The 26,632-nt window shown below is 73.3% G+C and carries 25 protein-coding genes; 10 read left to right on the top strand and 15 right to left on the bottom strand.

Annotated elements, in window-relative coordinates; genetic code table 11:
* Positions 1 to 54: 54 nt before the first annotated feature.
* From ACQEVU_RS40735 to ACQEVU_RS40720, 4 genes are read right to left on the bottom strand one after another with little or no spacing between them, the layout of a single operon-like run.
* Positions 55 to 318, bottom strand: coding sequence for a hypothetical protein (locus tag ACQEVU_RS40735; protein WP_433333394.1), 264 nt, complete (start codon positions 316 to 318; stop codon positions 55 to 57).
* Positions 315 to 1,022 (bottom strand): NUDIX hydrolase, encoded by a 708-nt coding sequence (locus ACQEVU_RS40730; protein WP_433333392.1) that lies wholly within the window; start codon positions 1,020 to 1,022, stop codon positions 315 to 317. The genes ACQEVU_RS40735 and ACQEVU_RS40730 overlap by 4 nt, the downstream gene beginning before the upstream one ends.
* Positions 1,023 to 1,072: 50 nt before the next feature.
* Positions 1,073 to 1,990, bottom strand: coding sequence for a hypothetical protein (locus ACQEVU_RS40725; protein WP_433333390.1), 918 nt, complete (start codon positions 1,988 to 1,990; stop codon positions 1,073 to 1,075).
* Complete coding sequence (locus ACQEVU_RS40720; RefSeq protein ID WP_433333388.1) at positions 1,990 to 3,732, bottom strand: hypothetical protein; 1,743 nt, start codon at positions 3,730 to 3,732, stop codon at positions 1,990 to 1,992. Before ACQEVU_RS40720 ends, ACQEVU_RS40725 begins: the two co-directional genes overlap by 1 nt.
* Positions 3,733 to 3,910: 178 nt before the next feature.
* On the opposite strand from ACQEVU_RS40720, the gene argG reads away from it, so the two are divergent.
* Positions 3,911 to 5,359, top strand: a complete 1,449-nt coding sequence (gene argG / locus ACQEVU_RS40715) for an argininosuccinate synthase (protein ID WP_433333386.1) — start codon at positions 3,911 to 3,913, stop codon at positions 5,357 to 5,359.
* 92 nt (positions 5,360 to 5,451) lie between these two features.
* Positions 5,452 to 6,144, top strand: a complete 693-nt coding sequence (locus tag ACQEVU_RS40710) for a hypothetical protein (protein ID WP_433333384.1) — start codon at positions 5,452 to 5,454, stop codon at positions 6,142 to 6,144.
* A 7-nt stretch (positions 6,145 to 6,151) separates the two neighbouring features.
* Here ACQEVU_RS40710 and ACQEVU_RS40705 read toward each other — a convergent pair whose 3' ends face one another.
* Together ACQEVU_RS40705 and ACQEVU_RS40700 are read right to left on the bottom strand one after the other, a co-directional pair.
* A complete protein-coding gene (locus ACQEVU_RS40705) occupies positions 6,152 to 7,507 on the bottom strand; it encodes a hypothetical protein (protein ID WP_433333382.1) in 1,356 nt (451 codons plus the stop codon).
* Complete coding sequence (locus tag ACQEVU_RS40700) at positions 7,504 to 7,905, bottom strand: hypothetical protein (protein WP_433333380.1); 402 nt, start codon at positions 7,903 to 7,905, stop codon at positions 7,504 to 7,506. The genes ACQEVU_RS40705 and ACQEVU_RS40700 overlap by 4 nt, the downstream gene beginning before the upstream one ends.
* Positions 7,906 to 8,006: 101 nt before the next feature.
* Between ACQEVU_RS40700 and ACQEVU_RS40695 the strand changes: the two genes are divergently transcribed.
* The 3 genes from ACQEVU_RS40695 (at position 8,007) to ACQEVU_RS40685 (ending at position 13,117) form a co-directional block, all read left to right on the top strand.
* On the top strand, positions 8,007 to 8,441 hold the full coding sequence (locus ACQEVU_RS40695; protein WP_433335270.1) for a nucleotide triphosphate diphosphatase NUDT15: 435 nt from the start codon (positions 8,007 to 8,009) through the stop codon (positions 8,439 to 8,441).
* Positions 8,442 to 8,516: 75 nt separating this feature from the next.
* On the top strand, positions 8,517 to 11,753 hold the full coding sequence (locus ACQEVU_RS40690; protein ID WP_433333378.1) for a caspase family protein: 3,237 nt from the start codon (positions 8,517 to 8,519) through the stop codon (positions 11,751 to 11,753).
* Positions 11,750 to 13,117, top strand: a complete 1,368-nt coding sequence (locus ACQEVU_RS40685) for a hypothetical protein (RefSeq protein WP_433333376.1) — start codon at positions 11,750 to 11,752, stop codon at positions 13,115 to 13,117. Before ACQEVU_RS40690 ends, ACQEVU_RS40685 begins: the two co-directional genes overlap by 4 nt.
* Here ACQEVU_RS40685 and ACQEVU_RS40680 read toward each other — a convergent pair.
* From ACQEVU_RS40680 to ACQEVU_RS40670, 3 genes are read right to left on the bottom strand one after another with little or no spacing between them, the layout of a single operon-like run.
* Positions 13,098 to 15,470, bottom strand: a complete 2,373-nt coding sequence (locus ACQEVU_RS40680) for a CHAT domain-containing protein (protein WP_433333374.1) — start codon at positions 15,468 to 15,470, stop codon at positions 13,098 to 13,100. The two genes, ACQEVU_RS40685 and ACQEVU_RS40680, sit on opposite strands and share 20 nt — an antisense overlap.
* Positions 15,463 to 16,563 carry a VWA domain-containing protein gene (locus tag ACQEVU_RS40675; RefSeq protein ID WP_433333372.1) on the bottom strand — a complete coding sequence of 367 codons (1,101 nt, stop codon included), beginning with the start codon at positions 16,561 to 16,563 and terminating at the stop codon, positions 15,463 to 15,465. Before ACQEVU_RS40675 ends, ACQEVU_RS40680 begins: the two co-directional genes overlap by 8 nt.
* A gap of 26 nt (positions 16,564 to 16,589) precedes the next feature.
* On the bottom strand, positions 16,590 to 17,456 hold the full coding sequence (locus tag ACQEVU_RS40670; protein ID WP_433333370.1) for an AAA family ATPase: 867 nt from the start codon (positions 17,454 to 17,456) through the stop codon (positions 16,590 to 16,592).
* Positions 17,457 to 17,610: 154 nt separating this feature from the next.
* On the opposite strand from ACQEVU_RS40670, the gene ACQEVU_RS40665 reads away from it, so the two are divergent.
* Complete coding sequence (locus ACQEVU_RS40665; RefSeq protein ID WP_433333368.1) at positions 17,611 to 19,401, top strand: glycosyltransferase; 1,791 nt, start codon at positions 17,611 to 17,613, stop codon at positions 19,399 to 19,401.
* Between the two features lie 170 nt (positions 19,402 to 19,571).
* The gene (locus tag ACQEVU_RS40660; RefSeq protein WP_433333366.1) at positions 19,572 to 20,516 is read left to right on the top strand and encodes an NADP-dependent oxidoreductase; all 945 of its coding nucleotides are present in this window, start codon (positions 19,572 to 19,574) and stop codon (positions 20,514 to 20,516) included.
* Between the two features lie 25 nt (positions 20,517 to 20,541).
* Here the strand turns inward: ACQEVU_RS40660 and ACQEVU_RS40655 are convergent, their stop codons facing one another.
* A complete protein-coding gene (locus ACQEVU_RS40655) occupies positions 20,542 to 21,045 on the bottom strand; it encodes a MarR family winged helix-turn-helix transcriptional regulator (RefSeq protein WP_433333364.1) in 504 nt (167 codons plus the stop codon).
* Positions 21,046 to 21,091: 46 nt separating this feature from the next.
* Positions 21,092 to 21,799 carry a uracil-DNA glycosylase gene (locus ACQEVU_RS40650; protein WP_433333362.1) on the bottom strand — a complete coding sequence of 236 codons (708 nt, stop codon included), beginning with the start codon at positions 21,797 to 21,799 and terminating at the stop codon, positions 21,092 to 21,094.
* Positions 21,800 to 21,881: 82 nt separating this feature from the next.
* Here ACQEVU_RS40650 and ACQEVU_RS40645 point away from each other — a divergent pair, with 82 nt between their 5' ends.
* From ACQEVU_RS40645 to ACQEVU_RS40635, 3 genes are all read left to right on the top strand, one after another.
* Positions 21,882 to 22,970 (top strand): sensor histidine kinase, encoded by a 1,089-nt coding sequence (locus ACQEVU_RS40645; RefSeq protein ID WP_433333360.1) that lies wholly within the window; start codon positions 21,882 to 21,884, stop codon positions 22,968 to 22,970.
* The gene (locus ACQEVU_RS40640) at positions 22,967 to 23,629 is read left to right on the top strand and encodes a response regulator (protein ID WP_433333358.1); all 663 of its coding nucleotides are present in this window, start codon (positions 22,967 to 22,969) and stop codon (positions 23,627 to 23,629) included. Before ACQEVU_RS40645 ends, ACQEVU_RS40640 begins: the two co-directional genes overlap by 4 nt.
* A gap of 87 nt (positions 23,630 to 23,716) precedes the next feature.
* Entirely contained in the window at positions 23,717 to 24,127 is a 411-nt protein-coding gene (locus ACQEVU_RS40635; protein ID WP_433333356.1) for a hypothetical protein, read from the top strand.
* Positions 24,128 to 24,185: 58 nt separating this feature from the next.
* Here ACQEVU_RS40635 and ACQEVU_RS40630 read toward each other — a convergent pair whose 3' ends face one another.
* The 4 genes from ACQEVU_RS40630 to ACQEVU_RS40615 form a co-directional block, all read right to left on the bottom strand.
* Positions 24,186 to 24,527: a type II toxin-antitoxin system PemK/MazF family toxin gene (locus tag ACQEVU_RS40630; protein ID WP_433333354.1), complete on the bottom strand. Its 342-nt coding sequence runs from the start codon at positions 24,525 to 24,527 to the stop codon at positions 24,186 to 24,188.
* The gene (locus ACQEVU_RS40625) at positions 24,524 to 24,799 is read right to left on the bottom strand and encodes a hypothetical protein (protein ID WP_433333352.1); all 276 of its coding nucleotides are present in this window, start codon (positions 24,797 to 24,799) and stop codon (positions 24,524 to 24,526) included. Before ACQEVU_RS40625 ends, ACQEVU_RS40630 begins: the two co-directional genes overlap by 4 nt.
* A 71-nt stretch (positions 24,800 to 24,870) precedes the next feature.
* Positions 24,871 to 25,218, bottom strand: coding sequence for a DUF5655 domain-containing protein (locus ACQEVU_RS40620; RefSeq protein ID WP_433333350.1), 348 nt, complete (start codon positions 25,216 to 25,218; stop codon positions 24,871 to 24,873).
* A gap of 127 nt (positions 25,219 to 25,345) precedes the next feature.
* The gene (locus ACQEVU_RS40615; protein WP_433333348.1) at positions 25,346 to 26,587 is read right to left on the bottom strand and encodes a hypothetical protein; all 1,242 of its coding nucleotides are present in this window, start codon (positions 26,585 to 26,587) and stop codon (positions 25,346 to 25,348) included.
* Between the last annotated feature and the right edge of the window lie 45 nt (positions 26,588 to 26,632).

Raw genomic sequence — 26,632 nt, 5'->3', positions numbered from 1 at the left:
CGCACCTTGCGCGACTGTGGCGCGACCGTCCACCGCGGCGAAGGCGACCGACCTTCACCTCGGTGCGGCGCGCCGTCCGAGCAGGACAGGGATCGCGGACAGCAGCGCGACCAGGCGCACCCGGGCGGCGGCATCGCCGCACGGCAGCGGGATCTGCAGCCGTACCTCGGCGAACTGCCGCCCGTCCCGCCCGGCGACGCGGGTGAGCACCCCGCCGCCGGCGTGGGGCAGCGAGATCACGATCGGCTCGGAGCGGTGCTCGCGCAGCCCGCAGCGATGATCGCGGGCGCACCACGCGTTGTGCCCGGCGGCGCTCACGACGCCACCTCGTCCGGGCGGCCCGGGCGCATCATCGGCGGGTACAGCAGCTCCGCCCGCCCGCGCCGGTAGAGCGCGGCCGGCCGCCCCGTCGGCAGGCTGCGCCGCTCGCCCGTGGCGACGATGAAGTCGTCGACGCCGGTCACCTTGCGGTGGAAGTTGCGCGGGTCGACCCGCACGCCCCACACCACCTCGTACACCGAGCGCAGGTCGGCGATCGTGAACGGCTCCCGGCAGAACGCCGTCGCCAGCGGCGAATACTCGAGCTTCGCCCGCGCCCGCTCGACCGCATCGCCGAGGATGTCCCCGTGGTCGAAGGCCAGTTCGCCCTCCTCGCCCACCGGCACCCAGCGGGCGGCGGCCGCGTCGGTACCCGCGACCGGCACCGGCAGGTCCGGCGCGATCGCCAGGTACGCCACCGACGCCACCCGCCCGCGCGGGTCACGGCCGGGCGCCGCATAGGTGCGCAGCTGCTCCATGTGCAGGCCCTCGCCGATGCCGGTCTCCTCCCACAGCTCGCGGGCGGCGGCCCGGTCGAGGTCCTCGTCGTCGAGCACAAACCCGCCCGGCAGCGCCAGCCGCCCCGGGAACGGCGGCTTGCCGCGCTCGATGAGCAGCACGTTGAGCCGCTCGCCGCGGATGGTGAGGATCGCCAGGTCCACGGTCAGGCTGGCGTTGTACCGCAGGGATGACGGCTCGCGCATCAGCGGAGAGTAACCAACGGCCGCGGTCGGCCCGGCACAAACGGTCGCGCTCACGACGCGTCCCCGTCCACGCGCAGCAGCGGCAGGAGACGCTCCGTGACGGCCGCGGCGTTGCGGGCCGCCAGCCGGTGGCTGTCGTGGCGCTTGGCCTCGTCGGCGAGGTCCGAGATGCCGCGGATCGTCAGCCACCCGACGAGCCCGTCGCCGCCGTCGAGCTCCTCGTAGAACGCCTGGCCGACGCCGCCCGCCTCGGTCTCGACGGCGAGCATCTTCTCGTTGAAGCGGCGCAGGTACTCGAGGATGTCGCTGCCGGCGTCGGTGATCACGGCGTCGCCCGAGCCGATCGGGCCGCGCCAGACCCGGACGTCGACCCCGTCGACCGGCACCCGGCCGGGCCAGCGGCGGAAGAACTCGTTGAGGCGGTGCCGCAGCGCCGCCGCCATCGGCTGGCTCGAGCCCCGCCGGCGCGGACCGTCGCGGGTCTCGCGCCGGGCGTCGTAGTAGACGACCTCGTCGGCGACGACCACGTCGCCGATCGTCAGCCGGCGATCGGGGTCGCCGCCGATGCCGCCCGACACCCCGCCGGCGATGCCGACCAGCAGTACCACGGCCGGATCGAACTCGTGCCGCAGCCGCTGGTAGGCCAGCGCCGCCGAGCGCCCGCCGCGGTCGAGCGTCTGCATGGCGGTCACCGTGAGCGCGCCGCCCTCGGCCGGAATGCGGGCCGTGTGCGCCTGGGCGCCGCCGGCGAGGCGCACCGCACGGTACGCGTCGTGCCGCTGCAGCATCTCCACGACGGCAACGAGCTCCTCGGTGAGCACCGTGAGGATGCCGACGTCGGCCCGCCGCCCCGCCCGCACGGGCCCCGGGACCGGGTCCGGCCGCACCGTCTTGTGCATGGTGCCCGCGACGTCGCCGCCGACGTTGACCGTGCCGCCCGTGCTGTAGATGCCGTAGTTGCCGCCCATCACTGCTCTCCCGTCGTGGTGGTGGTGTTCTGCGTGCCGACGGCGTCTCCGGTGACGTTGACCGTCCCGCCCTCCATGGCCACGGCGCCGGCGCTGAGGATCGTGAGCGAGCGCTGGCGGTACTCGGTCACGTCGACCCCGCGCTGCTCGAGAAAGTCCAGGACCGCGGCGAGCACCCGCCGCTCGATGATCCGGCCGTACTTGATGACGTCCTGCGTCTGCATGTGATCCCGCATCTCGGCCGACTGGCCGAGCTCGCGCAGCGCGATTGCGGCCCCGTAGTCGAAGCCCTGGGCCACGCCGGTCGAGCGGCGTCGCCCGGACATCCGGATCGTGAGCAGGTCGCGCCCGGCCCGCGCGAGCGCGCCCGGCGCGGCGGCCACGGTGGCGGGGGTGGCGACCAGGGCATGCAGGCCGGCCCTGAACGTCGCCGTCCACGCCGTGCCGCCGACCTGGTCGACCACCCGGAACCGTTCGTCGCACGGCAGCAGGCCGGTGACCTGCAGCTCGAGGTAGAGCGACTTGCCCTGAACGGCGAAGTGCACGTACACGGTGGTGACGAGCTCGCCGTGCCAGGAGACGACCTGGCACACGAGGTAGTGCCGTTCGGGTGCGGTCGGGTTGCGGATGATCTCCCGGACGCGTTCGGGCGACGAGTGCGGGCGCAGGGTCGAGATCTCGGTGCCGGCGACGAAAATCCGGTCGTGCACCGTCAGCGCCGGCAGCCGGCGCTCCGGAAGCGCGTCGTTGGCGAGGGACCGGATGTGGTCGCGGACGTACTCGCTGATCTCGTTCGCGGTGAACGGCGGGCGGGCGAACTCCCGCTTCGACTCGGTCTCCCGCTCCGCCGCGCCCACCAGCGGCGGCGGCGCCACGACGAGGCGTTGCGTGAGATCCCACCGGCGCAGCACGCGACCCGAGCCGACGAAGGGCTGGTAGCCCGAGAACACGACCGTGTTGCCGCCGAGCTGCTCGCCGATCTGCTCCAGCCGGGCGTTGTGCACGGGCCGCCTCGTGGCCTTGCGCGGCTTGAGGTCTCGCAGCTGCCGGTGGCTCCAGGCCCGGCAGAGCGCCACCGCCAGGAACACCGCCGTCACCGGGCCGGCGAGGACGAACACCGAGAGGGAGCCGATCCAGGAGTCCCCGAGCAGCCCGAGGTGGGCGACGGCCGCGACGGCGATGAATGTCACGTACATCGTTGCCAAGCCGACGACGCGGGCTACTACCTGCGCGTACAGGTTCTCCAGCCAAAGGCGCCGGAAGGTGCGCGGATGCGTGCTGTCGCCCCGGGCCGCCTGGCCGTGGCCGCCGCCGAAGTGCAAGGAGTCGCGCAGGTACCGGATGGAGTCCCGCCCGACCACGGCGGTGGTGGCGACCACGTGGACGGCAAGGCACACCCCGAGCGTCGTGAGCAGCGCCGGAATCGACAGCCAGGCCGCGGTGACCAGCGCGCCGACGATGACGGTGTCCCGGGCGGTCATCGCCCGGCGCGACCGCAGGCAGTGGCCGAGCACGGCGAGGGTGTCGAACCCGTGCGAGGGCGCGACGATGCGCTTGGGGCGGTAATAGATCTCGCGCAGGGCCGACCGGCAGAACTCCTCGTCGAGGTAGGCGCCGGCGCTGAGATGGCGCGTCGCGTTGGTGTCCTCTTCCTCGACGGCCGGCCACGGCGCGGGTCTCGGCCGGCGGGCGGTCAGCCAACCGCGGAGCGTTGGTGCATACGAGTTCGAGATCACGGGCACCGTCCAGGGGGTAAACGTCAATCTGACGAGAAGTCAGCCTAGATAGGCGCTCATCTTTGCGTCAAGGTGACGAGAAGGGTCCGAATTCACGCAGTGTGTACATGGCGGCGGGAGAAGTGATGGTGGGGTACGACACCGGGGTTGCATGGTTATGCACTGCGTCGTATATGCTTTCCTCGTGTCCAAGGTTCTGAACTCCCTGCCTGTCGGTGAGCGCGTCGGGATCGCCTTCTCGGGCGGGCTCGACACGTCGGTGGCGGTCGCGTGGATGCGCGAAAAGGGCGCCACGCCGTGCACCTACACCGCCGACCTCGGTCAGTACGACGAGCCCGACATCGCCTCGGTGCCCTCGCGCGCGACGGCCTACGGGGCCGAGATCGCCCGCCTCGTCGACTGCCGGGCCAGCCTCGTCGAGGAGGGCCTGGCCGCGCTGGCCTGCGGCGCGTTCCACATCCGCTCCGGCGGGCGCGCGTACTTCAACACCACGCCGCTCGGGCGGGCCGTGGCCGGCACCCTGCTGGTGCGGGCCATGCTCGAGGACGACGTGCAGATCTGGGGCGACGGCTCCACGTTCAAGGGCAACGACATCGAGCGGTTCTACCGCTACGGGCTGCTGGCCAACCCCTCCCTGCGCATCTACAAGCCGTGGCTGGACGCCGCCTTCGTCGGCGAGCTCGGCGGGCGCAAGGAGATGTCGGAGTGGCTGGTCGACCACGGGCTGCCCTACCGCGACAGCACCGAGAAGGCGTACTCCACCGACGCCAACATCTGGGGTGCCACCCACGAGGCCAAGCTCCTCGAGCACCTCGACACCGGCATCGAGATCGTCGACCCGATCATGGGCGTGCGCTTCTGGGACCCCGGCGTGGAGATCCTCGCCGAGGACGTGACGATCGGCTTCGCGCAGGGGCGGCCGGTCAGCATCAACGGCAAGCAGTTCGCCAGCGCCGTCGACCTGGTGCTCGAGGCCAACGCGATCGGCGGCCGGCACGGGCTGGGCATGTCCGACCAGATCGAGAACCGCATCATCGAGGCCAAGAGCCGCGGCATCTACGAGGCGCCCGGCATGGCGCTGCTGCACGCCGCCTACGAGCGGCTCATCAACGCCATCCACAACGAGGACACGGTCGCGGCGTACCACAACGAAGGCCGCAAGCTGGGCCGGCTGCTGTACGAGGGGCGCTGGCTCGACCCGCAGGCCCTCATGCTGCGCGAGGCGCTGCAGCGCTGGGTCGGCAGCGCCGTCACCGGCGAGGTGACGCTGCGCCTGCGCCGGGGCGAGGACTACTCGGTGCTGGACACCCGCGGCCCCGCCCTGTCCTACCACCCGGACAAGCTGTCGATGGAGCGCAAGGAGGACGCCGCGTTCGGCCCGGTCGACCGCATCGGCCAGCTGACCATGCGCAACCTCGACATCGCCGACTCGCGGGCCAAGCTCGAGCAGTACGTCACGCTCAACGTCATCGGCAGCCCGCACCCGATGCTCATCGGCGCCAACCAGACCCCGTCGGCCGACCTGCTCGGCGCGATGCCGGCCGGCGGCGCGGCGGCGATCGCCGCCCGCGGCAACGGCCCGACCGACGACGACCTGCTCGACCAGGCCGCCATGGAGGCGGGCACCGACTAGAAACGGGTGGTGAGCCCCGCTTGTCATGAAGTCGTCAAAATCTCACGGCGTGTCGTTTGCTCTGAGGCGCGCGCGCCGCTGAGATGCGCGTCATGACCGATGCGCACGACCAGGGGCTCACACTCCACCTGATCACGCATGTGCCGGCCCACGAGCCGCGCGAGGAAGACCCCCACTACCACCTCTTCGAGCAGGTCAAGGCGCGGATGAAACGCCAGGGCCTGTGGCGCTGCGCGATCAGCGACAACTACTGCGGCGGCAACGTCGAGCTGCACCACTCGCACATCGAGTTCTCCCAGGCCGGCGGCATCGACCTGGACAAGATCAACCAGCAGCTCGGGCTGCACCTCGACGACGACGGCGACTTCCAGGAGTGGATCGAGTCGCCGGGCAACCTCGAGCCGCTGTGCGCGGTGCACCACCGCACGCACTTCGGCGTACACGTGATCCCCGGCCCGCTGTGGGAACCGCTGCGCTACCGGGCCGCCCACGTCCAGCCGGCCGCGGAGTTCATCCCGGCCGGCGAGCTCGACGACGACCGCGAGACGGTCGTGAAGACCACGAGGACCACGACCGTGCGCCGCCGGCCGACGAAGTCCGGCGAGGTCGAGGTCGACAAGGTCGAGGACGAGAAGACCAAGGTGAAGGTCGTGTCCGGCCACCACACGGTCGAGGAGCACGTCGAGCGGCACCACAACGTGGACAAGGTGGCCGTACCGCGGCCGCGGGCCCCGCACAAGGCGGAGCGCAAGGGCTTCTTCTCCCGCCTCTTCGGCCGCGACTGACCGGCCCCTAGACCCGCGCGCCGGCCTCCTCGGCGGGGGCCGGCGCTCCGGCCGCCGCCGGCCCGCCCGGCCCGTGCAGCGCGGTGACGGCCCAGGTGGCGGCGCTGGCGCAGGCGAGCACGACGATGAGGATCACGACCCGGTCCACCGACGTGCTCAGGTGCCACTCCAGCGGCATCGGCGTGATCATGTAGATGAGCGTGAGCGCGCACCAGTACAGCCCGGCGACCGCCCACAGCCAGAGGTCCTCGCCGACGCCGAGCGCGCGCCGGCGCCCGCGCAGGAAGAGCAGGCCCAGCAGGGCGGCGATCATGGCGTACCCCACGATCCAGTCGACCCGTCCGGCCATCGTCGCGAAGACGTGCGGGAACCGTCCCGCCGTGTCGGGGTCGCCGTGCAGCAGCGCCTCGAAGCGCCCGCCGGTGAGCACGTCGGTCCGCGCGCCGAGCGCCCGGGCCACCGCCGACCACACCGCGGCGACGCCGACCGGCAGCCAGACCCACCCGATGCGGCGGATGCTGCGGCGGTACTTGACCGTGCCCACGACGGCGAGGGCGAGCACCATGCTCAGCCCCTCGTTCTTCATCAGCGCCGCCGAGCTCAGCAGCAGCATCGCGAGGGGCAGCGTCGGGCCGAACGGCTCCCGGCCGAGCACGAGGAGTACCACTCCGGCGGCGAAGGCGGCGGCGCACATCGCGTCGCTGAAGCCCGCGGTCGGCACCATCCACAGAGGACTGAACGCCGACCAGCCGACCGCGACCGCCGCCGCCCACGACACCAGCGCGGGCCCGGCGGCGGTGACCAGCCGCAGGGCGTACACGGCGGCGGCGACCGCGGAGAACGTGAGCACCCCGGACACGATGGCCGCGGGGTAGAACTCGTGCGTGCCGAGCACCCGCCAGACGAGCGCGACCGGCGCCGAGGCCAGCGGCGGGTAGTCCTGGTGGCTGAACGACAGCGCGGGGTTGCCGATCGACTCGCGGGTGAAGGCGCTGCCCTGCTCGAAGTACCCGGCGTGCAGCCACCAGATCATGTGCGCGTCCCACAGCAGCGGCTGGCGCACGATCGGCAGGAACGGCGGCACGAGCGGCACGGTGAGCAGCAGCGCGTCCCGCCACCGGCCCAGCGGCACGGGCGCCGCCCGGCGTTTCCAGTAGGCGATCGCGCCGGTCAGCACGAACACGGGGACGATCCAGGGCAGCAGCGGCCCGCCGGCGACGATCATGAGCAGCACGCCCCCGGTCGCCACGGCGGCCCCCGCGATCGGCGCGAACACCAGGGCGAGCGGCACCGCCCGCGTGACCGAGTAGGCCAGCGGCAGCCCGAGCACGACGAGCAGCAGGATCCCGAGCACGCTGGTCATGCGCCGCCCGCCCGCCGCGTCACGACCCGCACCCCGTGCGGCGCCGCCGGGTCGAATTCGACCCTGACCACGAGATCCCCGCCGTCCCCGACGACGACGATCCCGCGCACGGTCGCCAGCTCGGTGATGCGCAGCTTCCAGTTCCCGTCGGCGCTGTCGACCACGACCCGCGCCCCGGCCGGCACCTGCCGGTCGAGCTCGTCGGCGATGTACTCCTGCTGCTCCCGGAACTGCCGCCCCGCCGGGTCCCCGTCGGCGATCAGGGCGGCCCCCGTCCGCGCCGAGTACACGCCGGGCCGCGCCGCCTGCAGCAGCGCCGCCGCGCACAGCAGCACGACGAGCAGCCGGACCGCGTACCGCCACCGGCTCTCCCCGGCCTCCAGCCGAAGTCGCACCACGTTCCCCGTCCCTGTCACGTGCTTCTTGGTGCTTCGTGCTTCTTGTGGCGAACACACTAGACGCCTTCCGGGTGATCCCGGGCGGTACTGTGGCGCGCGTGATGGCTAGCTCACCGCGCGTCGGCGTCGGCGTCTTCGCGGTCCGCGCCGGCCGCTTCCTGATGGGCCGGCGCCGGGGCGCCCACGGCGAGGGCACGTGGTCCCTGCCGGGCGGCCACCTGGAGTACGGCGAGTCGTTCGAGACGGCCGCCGCGCGCGAGGTCCTGGAGGAGACCGGGCTGACCGTGTCGTCCTTGCGCCCGGTGGCGGTGACGAACGACGTCTTCGCCGCCGAGTCCCGCCACTACGTGACGGTGTGGATGCTGTCCACCGAGGTGGAGGGCACCCCGGAGGTCCGCGAACCGGACAAGTTCGTCGCCCAGTCCTGGTTCGACCTGGACACCCTCCCGGTGCCGCTGTTCCTGCCGTGGGAGCAGCTCCTGCGCTCCCCGTTCATCGCCGGGATCCGGACCGCCCTCGCCGCCGGCCGTTCCTGACGATCGTTCCGGTCGCGCGGACCTGTCCGTCAGAAGAAGTCGGATGCGCCACCGGATGGGGAGGGGCTGGTCGCCATGCTGAGCGCGGATGAGCTGCGTTCGCTCTGTGTTGCCGTGCGGGCGAAGACCGCCGTCGTCGACGAGGAGCTCGTCGGGCGCGTCGAGCGCGAGGTGGAGCAGTACCGGCGGCGGCTGGCCGAGGCGCCGGCGCAGGAGCCGCCCGCGGACCTCGTCGACCGGCTGCCGCTGGCCGGATGGCTGATGTACGAGGCCTCGCTCATGCTGCTGTGGGACGTCAAGGCCGGGTTCGACTCGCTGCCGGGCGAGGAGGCCGCCACCTCGCTGCGCAACGCGATGCTCATCGAGCGGCTCGCCGACGCCGCCCGGGCGCTGCCGTGGCCGGAGTACGCGCCGCGCGGGCTCGGGACCATCCGGGCGCAGGCGCTCGTGGAATCCAAGCGCGACACCGTCAGCGGGTACGACGTGGCCTGGACGCTGCACGAGGAGGCCCGGGAGAAGCACCGGTCGTACCTCGACAGCCACGGCGACTCGGCGGCGGCGAAACGGTTCGTGCTCGACCTCGACGAGATGCTGCTGCAGCTCGCGCTCGCCGAGACCGGGACCGCCTGCCGCACGGCGGAGCAGGTCATCGGGCGCTGGCTCGACGACTGGGAGGGCGCCGACCCCGACGCGGAGCGGCGGGCCGCGGACACCTGGGTGCGGCGCATGTTCCGGCAGCTCTCCGACGGGGCCGCGGTCGGCGAGGAGGCGCTGGCCATCGGGGACCGCATCGACCGGGAGCACGGCTTCGTCGACGCGGTCACCGAGAAGCGGCTCATCATGAAGGCGGGGTTCCGCAACCCCGCGATCATGACCTGCCGGGCGCTGCTGCTCATGTACTCGTTCTGCCCCGAGATGCAGCGCCTCGGGATGCGCCCGCCCAAGCACGACACCTGGGCCGCGTTCATGGAGTCGCTGCTGGACCGGTTCCACGCGGCGTTCCAGTTCCTGCGCCGGCCGGTGCGCAGGGCCGACGGCACCGAGGTGCCGCTGCTCAAGGACCACGCCCGCACGATCGTGCAGTTCTGCCTGCACCTGGCGCTGCTCGCGGCCGAGCAGCGCCTCGCCGAGCCGCTGGTCGTCGACGAGACGCTGACCCTGGACCGGCTCGACGACGGCGGGGCCCTGGCCATGGCCCGGTGGCTGGCCGCGCCCGACGGGGCGGCCGGCGACGGCAAGGTGCGCGGGGACGCGAGCATCATCGGCAGCGCCTCCATGCCGCGGTTCGTGCAGTCCGTCGAGGCCTGCCGCAACGACGCCCACGCGACCGCCGACTACCGCCGGTGGCGCAGCGAGTGGACGGTCCTCGACCGGTACAACGCGCCCGAGCGCTGGGGCCGCATCGAGCGGGTGCTGGCGAAGGAGTCGCCGCAGAAGGCGCTGATCATCGGCTCCGACTACGGCGGGCTGCGCGGCGTGGCCCGCGACCTGGCGACCATGCGCCGGACCCTCGAGGGCCGCGGGTTCGCGGTCCGCGCGTGCCGCCCCGAGCAGGCGACCCGCGACGGCATCCTGCGGGCGTACGAGGAGCTCATCGAAGACGCGCGGCCGGGCGACGCGGTCGTCGTCTACTACTCCGGCCACGGCGGCTACGTCGAGGCGGCCGGCCACGGGCCGGGGCCGGCCGAGCTGCAGTACATCGTCCCGGTCGACTACCGGCCGGAGGTCGACGGCGACTTCCGCGGCATCGCCCAGGCCGAGCTGTCGGTGCTGCTGCTGCGCCTGACCGACGTGACGCGCAACGTCACGGTCATCCTCGACTGCTGCCACTCCGGGCGGATGTCGCGCGACCCGAGCCTGGAGCTTCGCACCGTGCCGCCGTCGCGCTACGAACAGGTCCGGGCCCACGTCGAGCGGCTGGAGCTGCCCACCGACCGGATCGGCGAGAGCAACCCGCACGCCGTGCGCGTCGTCGCCTGCGCGCCCGAGCAGCGCGCGTACTCCTACCCGGTCGCCGGCGGCGAGTACGCCGGCGTGCTGACCGAGTCGCTCGCGCTCACCCTCGAGGAGGCCGGCGAGGAGCCGGTGAGCTGGGCGACGGTGCTCGACCGGGTGCGCCACCGGGTCGTCGGGCTCGGCTACGGCCAGCGGCCCGAATCCGAGGGGCCGGCCGACCGCCTGCTGTTCGCGACGCAGACCCAGGACCGGCTGCACTCGCTGCCGGTGACGGCGCTGGACGGCACCGGCCGGGTCCGGCTGGACTGCGCGCCGCTGCTGCGGGTGCAGCACGGCGACGAGTTCATGATCATGCCGGCCGGGCGGGACCGGCCCGACCCGCTCCACAGCGTCGGCGACCTGACGATCGACGAGGTCTCGGCGATGGCGGCCGCGGGGCCGGTGACGTTCGCGCCGGGCCGCACGGCGGTGCCGATCGGGGCCCGGGCCTTCCCCACGTCGGTGACCGCGCCGCAGATCGCGGTGCGGGTGCCGCCGGGCGCGGACCGGGTGCTCGGCGCGCTGGAGACGGCCCTGCTGGCCCGCGTGGCCCGCGACGGCGAGGAGGACTGGGCGGCCGAGGTGCGCATCGAGCCCGACGGCGGCCTCACGCTGTGCGACCGGACCGGGCCGCTGCACCCGCCGTACCGGGACGACGAGCAGGGCATCCGGCACCTCGCGGCGGCGGTGAAGACCTACGCCCAGGCGACCCAGCTGCGCCGGCTCGTCGGCGACGACACGTACCCGCTGGACGCGACCGAGGTCACGGTCGAGTGGGGGCGGGTCGTCGACGGGACGGCGCACCCGCTGCCGCGCGACGGGGCCGTCCTGCGCCCGGGGGAGCGCATCTACGTGACGGTGCACAACAAGAGCACGGTGCCGGTGTACGTCTCGTTGCTGGACATCGGCGTCACCGGCCGCACCTCGGTGATCTACAGGGCGACGCCGGCCGGGCGGCTGCTGCCGGCCGGGCGGGAGCTGACCCTCGGGCGCCGCCACGACCAGGTGCTGGTCGGCGCCGGCATGTCGTGGGTGCCCGGCCTCGATCCGGCGCACGCGCGGCCGGAGACGATCCTCGTGGTGCTCACCTCGGCGCCGCAGAGCCTCGCCGCGCTGGAGCAGCCCGGCATCGCCCAGACCCGCAGTGACCGGCGCGGGGACCCCGGCTCGCGGCTGCGCGACGTCATCGACCAGCTCGGGGCCGGAGTCCGGCGCGAAGTCGACGGCGACTGGTCCAGCGGCCTGCGGTACGAGATCCGCGGGATTGATTTCAGGATGCACCCGGACGGTCCGGACGCAGAAGGAGACGCCCGATGATGAGCCCGGACGAACTGCGCGAGATCGCCACGCAGCTGCGCGCCAAGACCAGGCAGACCGACGACGAGCTCGTCGGACGGCTCGCCGCCGACGTCGAGGAGTACCGCGAGATCCTGCGGCACAACCCCACCCAGGAGCCGCCCGCGGAGCTCTACGAGCGGCTGCCGCTCATGGGCTGGGCGATCTACGAGACGACGTGGGACTGCGTCCAGCGGGTCACCGCGTCGTTCGACCGCGACGCCGCGGACCCGGCCACCCGGGCGCGCAGCGAGGCGGAGCTGACCCGGGTCGACCGCATCACCGAGTGCGCGCGGCAGCTGCCGTGGCCGGAGTTCGCGCCGCGGGCCCTCGGCGCGCTGCGGGCGCTCGCGCTGGCCGAGTCGAAGCGGGACACGGTGGCCGGCTACGACGCGGCCTGGACCCTGCACGACGAGGCCCGGCAGAAGTACGCCGAGTTCCGCGACAGCCACGGCGACGGCGCCGGCCGCGAGCGCTTCGTGCTCGCCCTCGACGAGGTGTTCCTCCAGCTGGCGCTGGCCGAGACCGGCACCGCCTGCCGCACCGCCGAGCGGGTCGTGGCCCGCTGGGCCGAGCAGTTCGAGGACCGGGAGCACCCCGAGCGCAGCCGCGCCGAGCAGGAGCAGTGGATCCAGCGCATCTTCCGGGAGCTTCTCGCCGGGCTCAGCGTCGGCGAGCGGGCGCTGGACACCGGCGAGCGGATCCGGCGCGATCCCGGCTTCGCCGCCGCGGTCGACGAGCACCGGCTCACGCGCCCCACCGCCCTGCAGAACCCCGGCATCATGACGGCCCGGGCGGCGTCGATGCTGCTGGCGCTGCGCCCGGCGATGCAGAGCCTGGGCCGGCGTCCGCCCGCGCCGTTCGACTTGTGGGACGACTGGGAGCGCGACACGCTGCGGCGCTTCGAGCGGGCCTACACGGCGATCGAGGCCGACGTGCCCGGGCCGGACGGCGCCCCGGCGAAGATGGACCCGGGCTTCCAGCGGCAGATGGTGCACGTCCGGCTCAACCTCGCGCTGCTCAAGCCCGGCTCGGTCCTGCCGTCGCGGCGGGGCGCCGACCTGCCGTTCCTCGCCTCCGACACCCTCGACGAGGCCGCCCTCGACGCCATGTCCGCGTGGCTCGGCCGGGGGCGGGAGCGGGGCCTCGGCGCGGCGACCATGCCGCTGTTCATCCGGTCCCTGATCGCCTGCCGGGGCCTCGGCCCCGACGACCGCGGCTACCAGGAGTGGCGGCTCAAGTGGTTCCAGCTGGACCAGCACTCCGACGAGCCCGGCCGGCTCGACCTGGTGCATTGGGCCCTGGCCGAGGCCGCCGGGATCGACCTCACTGGACGTACGCGCTGAGCAGCGCCCACCCGCTCGCCGGGGTCCCCGCGGCGATCTCGGCGAGCTGGGCGTTGCGCAGCGCGACGTCCAGCGGCAGGTGCAGCGACCGGGCGGAGCGCACCATCGCCGCGGCGACCCGCCCGGTCGAGGCGTCGTCGACGCTGTCGATGCCGGCCACCACGCACCGCGCCCCGCCGGTCAGCAGCGCCATGACGAGACTCAGCGGCTCCGACCCGTGGTCGTTGAGCACCAGCCCGACGTGGCAGGAGGCCATGAGCACCGACGCGGGCCAGCGCAGGCCGAGCGCCCGGGCCGCCGACAGCGGCTCACCGGGGATGCCGAGGAGCTGATCGAACCCCTTGCCGCCGCCGTGCGTGGCGATGTGCAGGAACTGCCAGCGGTCCCGCTCCCGCAGGGCGTCGTCGAACCGGCCCTCGTGCCGCTGCGGCACGGCATCCGCGCGCAGCCGGCCCGAGCTGAGCCGCACGCCGTCGTCGGACAGCCCCAGGCCCCAGGCGTCGCGCTCCTGGGCCACGTGCACGCCGCGCAGCTGCTCGCCGTAGACGCTCACCCGCTCGTCGCGGCCGACGAGCCGGATGAGGGCGTCGCCCTCCACCCGCGGCGGCAGGTCGCCCGACAGGCAGGTGAGCACGGGGCACTGGGAGATGACGGCCCGCTGCACCAGCCGGGTCGAGGCGTCGTCGACGCGCAGGGCGGCCCACGGCACCAGGCTCAGCCAGGAGTGCGCGGACACGAGCAGGCGCACGGGCGCGTCGGGGCCGGCCGCCGGCAGGATCTCCTCGGTCAGCCGCGCCGGCAGCACGTCGCGGGCCAGCCCGCGGAAGTCGACGCCGCCCTCGTCCGCCAGCCCTGGCATCGAGTCGAGGTCGATGTCGCGCAGCGCGCGGACGAGGTCGCCGATGCGGGTGCCCTGCTCGACCAGCGTGCGGAAGTCCTCGCCCGGGTCGAAGCGGTCGAACGCCATCCGGCCGCCGGGTTCGATGAGCGTGCGGAAGAACGCCGTGCGGTCGAGGCTGTCGCGCAGCTCGACGTAGTCGAGGGCGTAGCGGGGCCCGATCTTCGCGATGAGTTCGGCGACGTCCGCCGGCGGCGGGAAGACCGTGTCCGCGAGCATCGGCGACACCGCGTCGACGAGCTCCTCCCGCAGCGCCTCGAGCTGCTCGCGGCGGCTCTGCGGGGTGTCGGTCATCGGGCCGGGCTCCGGGTTCTCGATCTCGACGATCTGGGTCAGCAGGTTGTCGACGAGGGGGTTGCCGTCGAACGTCAGCCCGTCGCGGATCCGGGTGGCGAAGCCCGTCGACTTGGCCGACAGCGCCGCCCGCAGGCCCAGCCGCGCCGCCCGCTCGTCGCCGATGCGGTGCGCGAGGAGCGCGATGTCGCCGTACATCCGATGGAACACCTCGGCCAGCGGCGCCCGCGACCGGGCGATGACCCGCCACCGGGCCCGGACCTCGTCCGCCACCTCGAGCGCGCGCGCCGCCAGGTCCGTCGCCGTCGCCCGGTCCGCCCCGTCGCCGGTCGCGGCGAGGTACTCGGCCGCCGCGAGCAGCACCGACAGCTCCCGGACGCCGCGGTGGTCCTCGCCGTCGTGCGCGGTGACGTCCTCGCCGGCCGGGTCGATGCCCAGCAGCCGCATCGAGTCCTCGAAGTGCCGGCGCGCCCGCGGGTCGCCCGGCCGGGCCGCCCATGCGGCGAGCGCCCGGACGAACTCGTAGCGGTAGTGCGTGGAGAACCCCTTCGCGCGGGTGTCGTGCCAGTACCCCTCCAGCTCGTCGAGCTGCCCGCGGACCTGCCGCGCGCCGCCGCGCTCGATGAAGCCGGCCCCGACCTCGTAGAGGCAGTGCGCGATGTGCGGCTCGGCGCCCGTGCCGAACAGGTCCTGGGGCGAGCGCCGGGCCAGGTCGAGGGCCTCCTGGTGCCGGCCGTCGAGGCGCAGGTCGCGGGCCGCGTGGTAGCGGTTGAACACGCCGAGGGTGAGGTCCTTGTCGAGCCGGCGCACGCCGGGCGGCCCGCCGTGCTCCTCGAGCTCGCGCAGCGCCCGGGCGTGCATCTCGGCGGCGGTGTAGGTGCTCACGAGCTCGGTGCCGACCAGCGCGCAGTACCGCACCAGGACCGCCGCGTGGTCCCAGGCCTGCGCCCGGATCGCCCACCGGCGGTCGCCCTCGGCCAGCGCGACCTGCCGCTCGAGCGCCAGGTCGAACAGCGTGGCCCCGGCGGTGCCGCGGCGGGCCTCGAGGTCGCGCTGGCGCACGATGCCGACGGCCCGGTCGGCGGCCGCGGCCAGGGTCAGCAGGTCGTCGCGGCGCAGCACCCGGCGTACCGCATCCTCGTGGGTCTCGATCTCACGCATCGGTGATCGCCTCCGCCAGCTCACGGATCGCTTCGAAGTCGTGGCAGCCGGCCAGGACGGCGGCGTGGACCTGCGCCCGGGCGACGTGCTCGTCCAGTGCCCGATAGTCCCGGCCGCGCCGGGCCGGGTCGACCCAGATGAGCGTGCGGGCCAGCCCGGCGAGCCGGGCCACCTGCGCGACCAGCCGCTCCGGCTCGCGGAACTCGAAGCCGTCCGTGCCGAGCACGACGATCGCGGAGCGCACGGCGCTCGTGCCGGCCCAGCCGCGCAGAAAGTCGCGCAGCGCGATGCCGAGGGTCGTGCCGCCCGACCAGTCGGTCTTCACCCGGCCCGCGGCGGCGAGCGCGACCTCGGGGCGGCGGGCGCGCAGCGGCCCGGTGAGCCGGGTGTACCGCGTGCCGATCGCGAAGACCTCGGTGGTGCCCGGCCCGGCGTGCAGCGCGGCGTGGGCCAGGCGCAGCAGCATGTCGCTGTACGGCCGCATCGACGCGCTCACGTCGACGAGCAGCAGCAGGCGGCGCGGCCGCGCGGCGCCGGCGCGGCGGCGGATCCGCAGCAGCTCGCCGCCGTTGCGCAGCATCAGCCGCATCGTGCGGGCCGGGTCGATGCGGCCGCGGGCGGCCGGGCGCGGGCGCATCGTGCGCCGCCGCGGCACCGGGCGCAGCCGCCGGACCCACTCCGCCGCCTCCCGCCGCTCCTCGTCGGTCATCTCCTCGAAGTCGCGGGCGGCCAGCCGCGCCGCGTCGCCGGCCCCGCCCGAGCCGCCGTCGCCGTCGCCGGGCCCGTCGCCGGCCGCGCCGGCCGGCCCGGTCACCGCGACCACGGAGGTGCGGGCTTCGGCGACCTGGTCGAGCGACTCACCGTCCGGGGGTTCGAGGCCGAAGCGGCGGCGGTACACCATGTCGAAGGCCGCCAGATGCCCCTCCGCGCTGCAGAAGGCGATCCGCAGCGGCCAGTACGGCTCGGGGCCGCCCTCGGCCACGCCCCAGTGCGCGAGCGCCTCGGCCGCCGCCGCGACCCGCCCGGCGTCGACCGGGACGCCGGCCGCGCGCAGCGCCGCGGCGAACCCGAGCAGCGCGTCCTCACCGGTCATGCCCCCTCCGCTCCGCTCCGGACCGGTCATGGCCGGCGCTGCTGCGGCACCAGGACCGTGCGCACCGCCTCCTCGTCCTCGTGCTGCTTGACCAGCGTGCCGAGCGCGGCCTCGGCCACGTCGCCCATCCCGTCGGTGGCGCCGAGGTCGGTCACCGCCCGCGCGAAGTCGATCGCCTCGGCCAGGCTCGGCGGCTTGGCCAGCTCCAGCCGGCGCAGCTGCGCCATCGCCCCGGCGATCTCGCCGGCCAGCTCGGGCGAGAGCCCGAGCACGTGCCGGCGCAGGATCTCCGCCTCCCGCGCGGGCGCCGGGTGCCGGATCCAGTGGTAGAAGCAGCGCCGCTTGATGGCGTCGTGGGCCTCGCGGGTGCGGTTCGAGGTCAGCACCACGAACGGCGGGTGCTGCGCGGTGAACGTGCCGAGCTCCGGGACGGTGACCTCGAACGTGTCCAGGACCTGCAGCAGCAGCGCCTCGAACTCGTCCTCGGCCCGGTCGAACTCGTCGATGAGCAGCACGGCCGGGCCGTCGCGCACCGCGCTGAGGATGGGCCGCGCGATGAGGTACTTCTCGTCCCACAGCTGCGGCAGCCGGTCGGAGTGGTCGCCCTCCCCGGCCGCGCGCAGCGCCAGCATCTGGGCGGCGTAGTTCCAGTCGTAGAGGACCCGCTCGGCGTCGAGCCCCGCGTGGCACTGCACCCGCTCGACCCGGGTCCCCAGCACCTTGGCCATCGCCCCCGCGAACGCGGTCTTGCCGACGCCGGGAGCGCCCTCGAGCAGCAACGGGCGGCGGCCGCGGTACGCCAGGTAGGCCGCCGCCGCCAGCCCCGGCTCGGCCAGGTAGCCGGCCGCCTCGTCGAGCCGGTGGGCCAGGTCGGCAGCGCTCGTGAAGGTCATGTCTCCTTCTGACGGACAGCTTCGCCGGCGAACGGCTTTACCGGGAGAAGACCGGCCCGGGAAGATTGACCGGTCGTCACGTGTTGGAAAGCTTACTGATCACTGTTCGGGTCGGGGGTGTCCGCATGGTTGTCGGCGGGGCCGCGGGGCGCTGATGGTCATCACCTTGGTCATCGACACGTTCAACGTCGGCAACAACGGGACCACGATCTCGGCCACCCGGTTCGCCGACGCGCTCATCGCGCGGGGGCACACCGTCCGCGTGGTCGCGTGCGGCGAGCCGGCCGGTCAGGAGGCCCCCGGCGGCCCGCGGATGTACTGGGTGCCGGAGCTGGTCGTGCCGATCGCCAGCCGGTTCGCGCACCGGCAGAACACCGTGTTCGCCAAGCCGGTGCGCGACGTGCTCGCCGACGCGATCCGCGGGGCCGACGTCGTGCACATCTACCAGCCGTGGGCGCTCGGGCGGGCGGCGCAGCGCATCGCGCGCCGGCTCGGGGTGCCGGCCATCGCGGCCTTCCACATCCAGCCCGAGAACATCACGTACAACATCGGGCTGGGCTGGTTCCCGCCGGCCGCGCACCTGGTCTACCTCCTGCTGCGCATCGCCTTCTACGGGCGGTTCACCGACATCCACTGCCCGTCGACGTTCATCGCGGCGCAGCTGCGCCAGCACGGGTACCGCGCCCGCCTGCACGTCATCTCCAACGGCGTCGGCAGCGGCTTCCGGCCCGGCCCGCGACGGCGGCGCGAAGGGCCGTTCCGGATTCTCATGGTGGGGCGGCTGTCGCCGGAGAAGCGGCAGGACGTGCTGATCCGGGCCGTGCGGCGCTCGCGGCACGCGGCCGACATCCAGCTGTACTTCGCCGGGCACGGCCCACGGGAGCAGCGCCTGCGCCGGATGGCCGCGAAGCTGCCGAACCCGGCCGTGTTCGGCTGGCACTCGCAGGAGGAGCTGGCCGAGCTCATCCGGCGCTGCGACCTGTACGTCCACGCCTCCGACGTCGAGATCGAGGGCGTGTCGTGCATGGAGGCGTTCTCGTGCGGCCTCGTGCCGGTGATCTCCGACAGCCGGCGCAGCGCCACCGGCCAGTTCGCGCTCGGCCCGGGCAACCTGTTCCGGGCCGGCGACCCGGCCTCGCTCGCCGAGCGCATCGACGCCTGGATCGACGACCCGGCCGGCCTCGCGGCGGCGTCGGAGGCGTACGCGCGCTACGCCGAGCTGTACCGCGTGGAGCGCAGCGTGCCGGCGATCGAGCGGGTGTACGCGCGGGCCGGGCGCAAGCCGCAGCCCCCCGCCGGGTACTCCGGCCGCGTCTACCGCCTGCTGTCGAACGCCTTCTACTATGCGGTCGCGGTGCCGCTGCTGTTCCTGTGGACCCGCGTCATCCTCGGCGTGCGCACCGAGGGCGGCCGCCGCCTCCCGCGCTCCGGCGGCGTGCTCACCGTGTGCAACCACGTGCATCTGCTCGACAGCGTCCTCGTCGGCCTCGCGCTGTTCCCCCGCCGCCCCGTGTTCACGGCGGCCCCGATGAACCTCGACAACCGGCTGTACGGCGGCCTGGTGCGCCTGCTGGGCGGCGTCGCCGTGCCCCGCACGCCGGCCGGGCTGCCGGAGTTCTTCACGGAGATGGAGCTCTTCCTCGCGCAGGGCCGGGTCGTGCACTTCTTCCCGGAGGGGGAGCTGAAGCCGTACGACACCAGCCTGCGCGACTTCAAGCGCGGCGCCTTCCATCTGGCGGCCCAGGCGCGCGTGCCGGTGCTGCCGCTGTCGATCCGCTTCACCCCGCCGACCGGCCTGGGCCGCCTGTTCCGCCGCAAGCCCACGATGGTGATCGTCATCGGCGAGCCCATCGTGCCGACCATGACGGACCCGCGCAGCGACCGGCGCATCCGCATGGAGCTGGCCCGCCGCCGCATGCACGACGTGATCACCCGCGCCGCCTGAGCCGCTCGGCCGCCCGGTCTCAGGCGGCCAAGCGGCTCAGGCGACATCGTTCGAATTCGAAGCACTGTGGCGCGGGTCACGGGCCGGGCGGGATTGCTTCGAAGTCGCAGCATGTTGTGAGCGGTGTGCTTCAAATTTGAAGCATCTTGCCGATCGAAAGCAGGCTCACCATGAAGGCAGTGCGTTTCCACGAGTTCGGCGACGCCGGCGTCCTGCGGTACGAGGATGTGGAGCAGCCCGTCCCCGGTGCCGGGCAGGTGCGGATCCGGGTCGCCGCGACGGCGTTCAACCCCGTCGACGACGGCATCCGCGGAGGCCATCTACGCGAGGCGTTCCCGGTGGTGCTGCCGCACATCCCCGGCATCGACGTCGCCGGGACGGTCGACGCGCTGGGCGAGGGCGTGGACGGCATCAAGGTCGGCGACGAGGTCATCGGGTTCCTGCCGATGGTGGCGGACGGCGCGGCCGCCGAGTACGTCGTCGCGCCGGCCGAGGTCCTGACCCCGGCGCCCACGAGCGTCCCGCTGGCCGACGCCGCCGCGCTGCCGTCGGTGGCGCTCACCGCGGAGCAGGCGCTCTTCGACGACGGCGGGCTGGCGGCCGGGCAGCGCGTGCTGATCAACGGCGCGGGCGGGGCCGTCGGCGGCTACGCCGTGCAGCTGGCCAAGCTCGCCGGTGCGCACGTGATCGCCACGGCCGGCCCGCGCAGCGGCGAGCGCGTCCGGGCGGCGGGCGCCGACGAGGTCGTCGACCACACCACCACCGAGGTGGCCGCGGCGGTGACGGAGCCGGTCGACGTGCTGCTCAACCTCGCGCCGGTCGACCCGGCGAAGCTGGCCGCGCTGGCCGCCCTGGTCCGTCCGGGCGGTGTCGTGGTGAACACGACGGTGTGGATGCCCGCCCCCGCCGACGAGGCGCGCGGCGTGCGCGGCGTCAACGTCTACGTCCGCAGCGACGCCGGACGGTTGTCGCGGCTGGTGGCGCTGGTCGACCGCGGCGAGCTGCGCATCGACGTCGCGCAGCGGGTACCGCTGGCGCAGCTGCCGGCGGTCCACGCCGCGGCGGCCGTGGGCGCGCTGCCCGGCAAGGTCGTCGTCGTCGCGCCGACCGCCTGACCCAGGGCGCGCCGTCGCCGCCGCGTCAGCCTCGCCGGGCCGGGGGACGGGGCCGGGCCGAGCGCGGCGGTGCGGCGCGCATGTGTTCGCGGACGCGGCCGAGCACGTCGCCGAGCGTGGCGAGGTCGCCGTCGGACAGTGCGTCGAGCAGCAGGCGCCGGACGCTGTCCACGTGGCCCGGCAGCACCCGGGCGACCAGGTCACGGCCGGCGTCGGTGACGGCGACGATGACGCTGCGCTCGTCGTCGGGCGACGGCGAGCGGGTGATGAGGCCGCGCTTGTCCAGCAGGCCCGCCTGGTAGGTGAGCCCGCTGCGGCTGTACACCACGCCGTCGGCCAGATCGGTCATCCGGATCCTGCCCCCGGGCGCGTCCACCAGGCGGGCGAGGATCTGGAACTGTACGTAGCTGAGGTCGCCGTCGGCGCGCAGGTGCTCGTCGACGGCGTACTGCAGCAGGCTGCTGACCTCCATCAGGGCGAAGTAGGCCGCCAGCTCCTCGGTGTTCAGGCCTGGTTTCGGGTCGGTCACACTGCCCACGGTACGGACGCTGATGTTGCATCGTGCGGTGGCTTCGTCAGTGTCGCGGCATCGCCGGTGACCAACGCACCGGCAGGGCTCCGGTCGCCGTGAGGGCCGCGTTGATCCGGCTGAACGGCCGGCTGCCGATGAACCCGGCCGGGTTCATCGGGCTGGGGTGGCCCGCCCGCAGTACGACATGCCGGTCGTTCGTCACCAGCGGCGCCTTCGCCTTCGCCGCCGCGCCCCACAGCACGAACACCACCCGCTCCGCCTTCGCGTTCAGCGCCCGGATCGTGGCGTCGGTGACGTTCTCCCAGCCGCGCCCCTTGTGCGAGTTCGGGGTGCCGGCGCGGACGGTCAGCACCGCGTTGAGCAGCATGACTCCCTGCCGGCACCAGGCGGTCAGGTCGCCGGACGGCGGCGGGTCGACCCCCAGGTCGTCGCGCATCTCCCGGTACACGTTGCGCAGCGACGGCGGCACCGCGACGCCCGGCGGCACGCTGAAGCTCAGCCCGTGGGCCTGCCCCGGCCCCACGTAGGGGTCCTGCCCGAGGATCAGAACCCGGGTGGCGGCGAGCGGGCACAGCCGGTAGGCGGCGAAGATGTCCTGCTTGCGCGGATACACCGCACCGGACCGGTACTCCTCGACGACGAACGAGGACAGCGCCGCCACGACGTCGGCGTCGACGTACGGCGTGACCGCCTCGCGCCAGTCGTCGGGCAGAAAGTCCAGGAGGTACACGGGCTTCGCCGGCAGTGTCATGGCCTGCAATGTATCGGTCAGGCCCGCCCGGCGTACGCCGGCGGCTTTGACCTGCGGACGAGGGAGCGCCACAGTTAGGGGCGTGCATCGGGCCCTCGACGCGCTGACCGTGGCCGCGTTCCTGACGCTCGTCGTCGGTGTGTCCGGCGCCGAGCGGCCGGTCGCGGCGCTCATCGCCGGCCTGGTGTACCTCGCCCTCGCGACGATCGGCTTCGGATGGGTGCGGCGCCGCGGGCGGCGGTGGCCGGCTACCGCCTACGTCGCGCTCCAGCTGGCGCTCGGCTACGTCGTCTTCGTACTGTCCGCAGCGACGGTGGGCGCCGTACTGCTGCTGCTCGTGCTCGTGAGCCAGACGGTCCTGCTGCTCTCGCTGCGCGGCGCGGCGGTGGTCGTCTGCCTCGTCCCGCTCGCGCACCTGGGCATGGCGTGGCGCGACGGGCTGCGCGAAGGGCTGGGTATGCTCGCCGCGGCCGTGTTCGCCGCGGTGCTCACCCACCTGTTCGTCCGCGAGCAGGAAGCGCGCATGCGCCTGCGGGAGTACGCGCTGCAGGCCGAGCGGCTCGCCGCGGCGCAGGAGCGCAACCGCGTGGCGCGCGACATCCACGACGGGCTCGGGCACTCCCTCACCGTCGTGCAGATGCAGGTGAAGGCGGCCCGGGCGGTGCTGGAGCAGGACCCGGAGCGGGCCGACGCCGTACTGGAGAAGGCTGAGCGGCAGGCCGAGAAGGCGCTCGCCGAGGTCCGGCGGTCGGTCGGCGCGCTGCGCGAGCCCCGGCCGCCGGTGCCGCTGTCCGAGGCACTGCGCGCCCTGGCCGACGAGGCCTCGGCCGCCGGCGTACCGACCAGCCTGGGCGTGTCCGGGGCGGCGCGGCCCCTGCCCGCCGGCGCCGAGGAGTCGCTCTACCGGGCCGCGCAGGAAGGCCTCACGAACGTCCGCAAGCACGCGGACGCGACCCGGGCCGAGCTCCGGCTTGACTACACCCGCCCGGCCGCCGTCCGGCTCGAGGTCCGCGACGACGGCGTCGGTCTCGACCCGGCCGTGGGCGCGGCCGCGACGGCCGGTTACGGGCTTCTGGGGGTACGCGAGCGAGCGGCGCATGCGGGCGGCCGGATGAGCATCGAGTCGGAGCCCGGGCGGGGCTCGACCCTGAGCGTGGAGGTCCCCGGGTGAGCGCCGAGCCCGTACGCGTCCTGCTCGTCGACGACCAGTCGCTGTTCCGCGAGGCGCTCGCCGTGCTGCTCGGGGTACGCACCGACATCGTCGTGGTCGGCGAGGCCGGCAACGGCGACGAGGCGCTGACCCGCGCGGCCGAGCTGCGCCCCGACGTCGTCCTGATGGACCTGCGCATGCCGGTCCTCGACGGCATCGCGGCCACCCGCCGGCTGCGGGTGGAGCAGCCGGGCGTGCGGGTGATCGCGCTCACCACGTTCGACGACGACGAGGACGTGTTCGCCGCGCTTCGGGCGGGTGCGGTGGGCTACCTGCTCAAGGACGCGTCCTCGGCCCGGCTCGTCGAGGCCGTGCTGGGCGCGGCCCGCGACGAGTCGGTCCTGCAGCCGTCGGTGGCGGCCAAGGTCGTGGCCCGGTTCGCCCAGCTGCCAGAGGCCGACGCGCCCCCGCGGCCCCAGCCGCTCGTCGTGCCGCTGTCCGACCGCGAGCTGGACGTGCTCCGGCTCGTCGCCGACGGCCGGACCAACCGGGAGATCGCGGCCGAGCTCTTCCTCGCCGAAGGCACCGTCAAGAACCACGTGACGAACGTGCTGGCCAAGCTCAACGCGCGCGACCGCACCCAGGCGGCCCTGCGGGCCCGCGCGCTCGGCCTGTTCTGATCGCCATCGCCGTTGCGGATGGTCATGACCGCCGACCATGACCTCTGGCACGTGTGTCCGCCGCCGGCCCGCCGCACGATTTCGGGCATGACATCGACGCATGACTCGCACGCACCGGCCCGATCGGCCGCCCGGAAGAACCTCCGCTTCGCGCTGCACTACGTGGAGATGGTCGTCTCGATGCTGGCCGGCATGCTGCTGCTCGGCCCCCTCTGGTCCTGGGCCTGGCCCGGTCTTGACGACCACCCCGCGGCGGCCGCGCTCGTGATGGCCGCGGACATGACCATCGGCATGGGCGCCTGGATGCGCATCCGGCGCCACTCGTGGCGGCTGATCGCCGAGATGTCGGCCGCGATGGTACTGCCGTTCGTGGCGCTGCTCGTGCCGTACGCGATGGGCGCCATCTCCGGCGCGGCGCTCATGATGGGCGCTCACCTGCTGATGCTGCCGGCCATGCTCGCCACGATGCTCTGGCGGCACCGCGACTACCGCCACTGAGCCACCGCCGGCGGCGGTCGTGGTCACCGAGGCAGGAGCACCGGCCGACCAACAATGCTCAAAGATCGAGGAAGTACCGGATTATCTTGCGGATCTCGGTCAGGTCGTCGTTGCTGACGTTGCCCAGCCGGCGTTGGAGACGACTGGCGTCGATGGCTCGCATGTCCTCCGGCCGGGCGAAGCTCGCCTGGCGGAGGCCCGAGCCGCTGCCGCCGATCCTCGGCTGTGTGATCAAGCCGCGATCGTGGCTGGTGAGCGGAACCACGATCACCATGTTGATCGGCAATCCGTGCAGCCCGTTCGAGGAGACCACGACAACCGGGCGTCGACCACCTTGCTCGTGGCCGACCGTCGGATCGAGCTCGGCGAGCCAGATCTCGCCGGTGCGGACGTTGCTCACTCCCACCAGCCGGATTCGTCGTCGGCGCTCAGCGTGTCGCGGTCGGTCCCGGACTGCCAGGATCGTGACTCGGCCCGGTCCGTCGTCCAGGCCTCCGGGTCCTCTCGCTGGAGGTGTTCGAGCTGTTCCTGGGCACGCGCGAAGAACATCTGCCGTTCGAGGGTTTCCGTGGCCTCGGCCAGCAGGGCGCCCATGGTGGTGCCACGCTCTCGCGCCAGAACGGCCAGTCGGTCCCGCACGGCAGCGTCAACCTTGATCGTGGTCGTGCGCATACCATACAGTCTACCCTGCGGTATGCCGAAGCCGCCGACCTCCGACGGCGCTATGGTCCGGCTTGCCGGTATCAGCTCACCTGATAGCTGCGCAGCAGCAGGTCGCTCGCGCGGTCGAGATCCGAGCGGTTCCGAATCCGGATTTCGAGATCTCCCGTGCCGAAATGCCCGATTGAGCGGACGTCGCGGGTGAATCCATCCTCGAGATCAATCGACTCGGGGTTCAGCTTTGCGAACACGAGCAGCGTGTGATCCCGCGGGTGCACCTCCACGCAGGCGAAGTTCTTCAGCCGCTTGTAGGCGAAGTACAACTTCGTCGCCGTCTGCTGACCGTCGTCGCCGAAAGCATTGAGCGCCGCGTCGAGGTCCGCGAAGAGGTTCTTCAGCGACTCCGGCGACTGGGCGAGATACTGCGTCACCGTCTTCTGCTGCGCGGCGCCAGATCGCGCGCGGCCGGCGCCGGGGACGGGGCGGGCGTACCGGCCGTGGCGGTCGGTACGCCCGCATCGTTCGCGCTTCGCCGGCGCGGGCGCGCGTCGCGCCGCGTCAGTGCAGCAGTTGAAGCTGGTTGTTGGTGTCGTCGACGAAGTAGACGCCGAGGCCGAGCGGTGCGACGGCGAGACCGAACAGGGCGCCGGCGCCGAGGTCATCGAGGGTGCGGAACGCAACCTGCCGCCTGAGCAGCGGGTTGGTCTCGACGATGTTGCCGTCACCGCCGTTCACCGTGAGCACGTTGCCGTTCGGGGCGATCGCCAGCCCGAGCGGACCCGACAGGTGCCCGCCCTGCGTGATGGTCTTTCCGGTGCCCGCGCTGTTGTTGCGCAGGACCGCGTTCGGGATGGCCGCGATGCGGCTGTTGACGGTATCGGCCACGTACAGGGTGCCGTCCCAGCCCAGGCCGACGCCGGTCGGGCCGATGATCAGCGCGTTCGGGTCGGTCTGCTCCGTGAATCCGGAGCCGATGGTGGTGGTCGCGCGCCGCTCCGGCGGATTGTTCCGGTCGACCTTCAGCGACAGGCGCAGCACGGTTCCCTGGTTCGTCATCGGTGGCTGGCCGCCCACGATCCCGTTGAGGACGTTCGTGACGAAGAGGTCGACCGACGCGCCGTTGTCGCGTGCGGTCATGTCCCACGGGCCGTTGATGCCGTCCCCGGCGAACGTCTCGCGGACCGTGCCCTTGCTGTCGAGCACGATCAGGCAGCCGGCCTGGGCGGTCGCGGAGGTGCCGTCCGCGGTGGGCAGGCTGCCCACGATGACCCAGCCGGTACGGAGAACGACGAGCGCCGTGGTCAAGCCGACCCCGCCCGGGCAATCGCCGGGCAGCTTGCCGGCGTCGATCTGTGCGAAGAGACTGACGCGGCCCTCGCGGCTGATCTGCACGATCGTCGTGCCGGTGCCCTGCTTGTTGTCGGCGTTGTTGAAGTTGCTGACCAGCACCTCGCCCGCGCGCAACTTGTCCTTGCTGACGGGTACCACCGCCACGCCGTACGGGTTGACGTCACCGTTTGCCGGCACGGTCGATGCGACGACCTCGGTATTCTTGAACCTGTTGATGAACGCCAGGCCGGAGAACCAATCGTCCGTCGAATGGGCGTTGGCGCCCGGAGCGAACGCCCCGACGGCCAGTGCGGCCACCGCCACGCAGACGCCCGCCTTAACTGCGAACCTCACGACTTGTGCATACCTTCCTGTGTACGGATCGTCTGATTCGGACGTCCGGAATGCCGGACTCGAATGGACTCCCATGGCCGCAGGAAATGCGCGGCCGCCACCGCGGATCGTGTGCATCACGGTCGTGTACGCGGCGGATCTGGGAACTCGCGTCGTGGCCTT

Origin of the sequence: Dactylosporangium sp. CA-139066 (assembly GCF_050936175.1) — a bacterium.
Lineage (GTDB): Bacteria > Actinomycetota > Actinomycetes > Mycobacteriales > Micromonosporaceae > Dactylosporangium.
The sequence above is the reverse complement of the archived record's forward strand: the minus strand, read 5'-3'. Positions and strand labels throughout refer to the sequence as shown.

Coding starts and splice junctions, on each gene's coding strand:
- ACQEVU_RS40665 (WP_433333368.1), top strand. CDS start 17,611: ATGGTCATCACCTTGGTCATCGACACGTTCAACGTCGGCAACAACGGG.
- ACQEVU_RS40615 (WP_433333348.1), bottom strand. CDS start 26,587: ATGCACACGATCCGCGGTGGCGGCCGCGCATTTCCTGCGGCCATGGGA.
- ACQEVU_RS40685 (WP_433333376.1), top strand. CDS start 11,750: ATGATGAGCCCGGACGAACTGCGCGAGATCGCCACGCAGCTGCGCGCC.
- ACQEVU_RS40730 (WP_433333392.1), bottom strand. CDS start 1,022: ATGCGCGAGCCGTCATCCCTGCGGTACAACGCCAGCCTGACCGTGGAC.
- ACQEVU_RS40675 (WP_433333372.1), bottom strand. CDS start 16,563: ATGACCGGTGAGGACGCGCTGCTCGGGTTCGCCGCGGCGCTGCGCGCG.
- ACQEVU_RS40650 (WP_433333362.1), bottom strand. CDS start 21,799: ATGACACTGCCGGCGAAGCCCGTGTACCTCCTGGACTTTCTGCCCGAC.
- ACQEVU_RS40625 (WP_433333352.1), bottom strand. CDS start 24,799: ATGCGCACGACCACGATCAAGGTTGACGCTGCCGTGCGGGACCGACTG.
- ACQEVU_RS40635 (WP_433333356.1), top strand. CDS start 23,717: ATGACATCGACGCATGACTCGCACGCACCGGCCCGATCGGCCGCCCGG.
- ACQEVU_RS40670 (WP_433333370.1), bottom strand. CDS start 17,456: ATGACCTTCACGAGCGCTGCCGACCTGGCCCACCGGCTCGACGAGGCG.
- ACQEVU_RS40680 (WP_433333374.1), bottom strand. CDS start 15,470: ATGCGTGAGATCGAGACCCACGAGGATGCGGTACGCCGGGTGCTGCGC.
- ACQEVU_RS40710 (WP_433333384.1), top strand. CDS start 5,452: ATGACCGATGCGCACGACCAGGGGCTCACACTCCACCTGATCACGCAT.
- ACQEVU_RS40660 (WP_433333366.1), top strand. CDS start 19,572: ATGAAGGCAGTGCGTTTCCACGAGTTCGGCGACGCCGGCGTCCTGCGG.
- ACQEVU_RS40690 (WP_433333378.1), top strand. CDS start 8,517: ATGCTGAGCGCGGATGAGCTGCGTTCGCTCTGTGTTGCCGTGCGGGCG.
- ACQEVU_RS40725 (WP_433333390.1), bottom strand. CDS start 1,990: ATGGGCGGCAACTACGGCATCTACAGCACGGGCGGCACGGTCAACGTC.
- ACQEVU_RS40695 (WP_433335270.1), top strand. CDS start 8,007: ATGGCTAGCTCACCGCGCGTCGGCGTCGGCGTCTTCGCGGTCCGCGCC.
- ACQEVU_RS40705 (WP_433333382.1), bottom strand. CDS start 7,507: ATGACCAGCGTGCTCGGGATCCTGCTGCTCGTCGTGCTCGGGCTGCCG.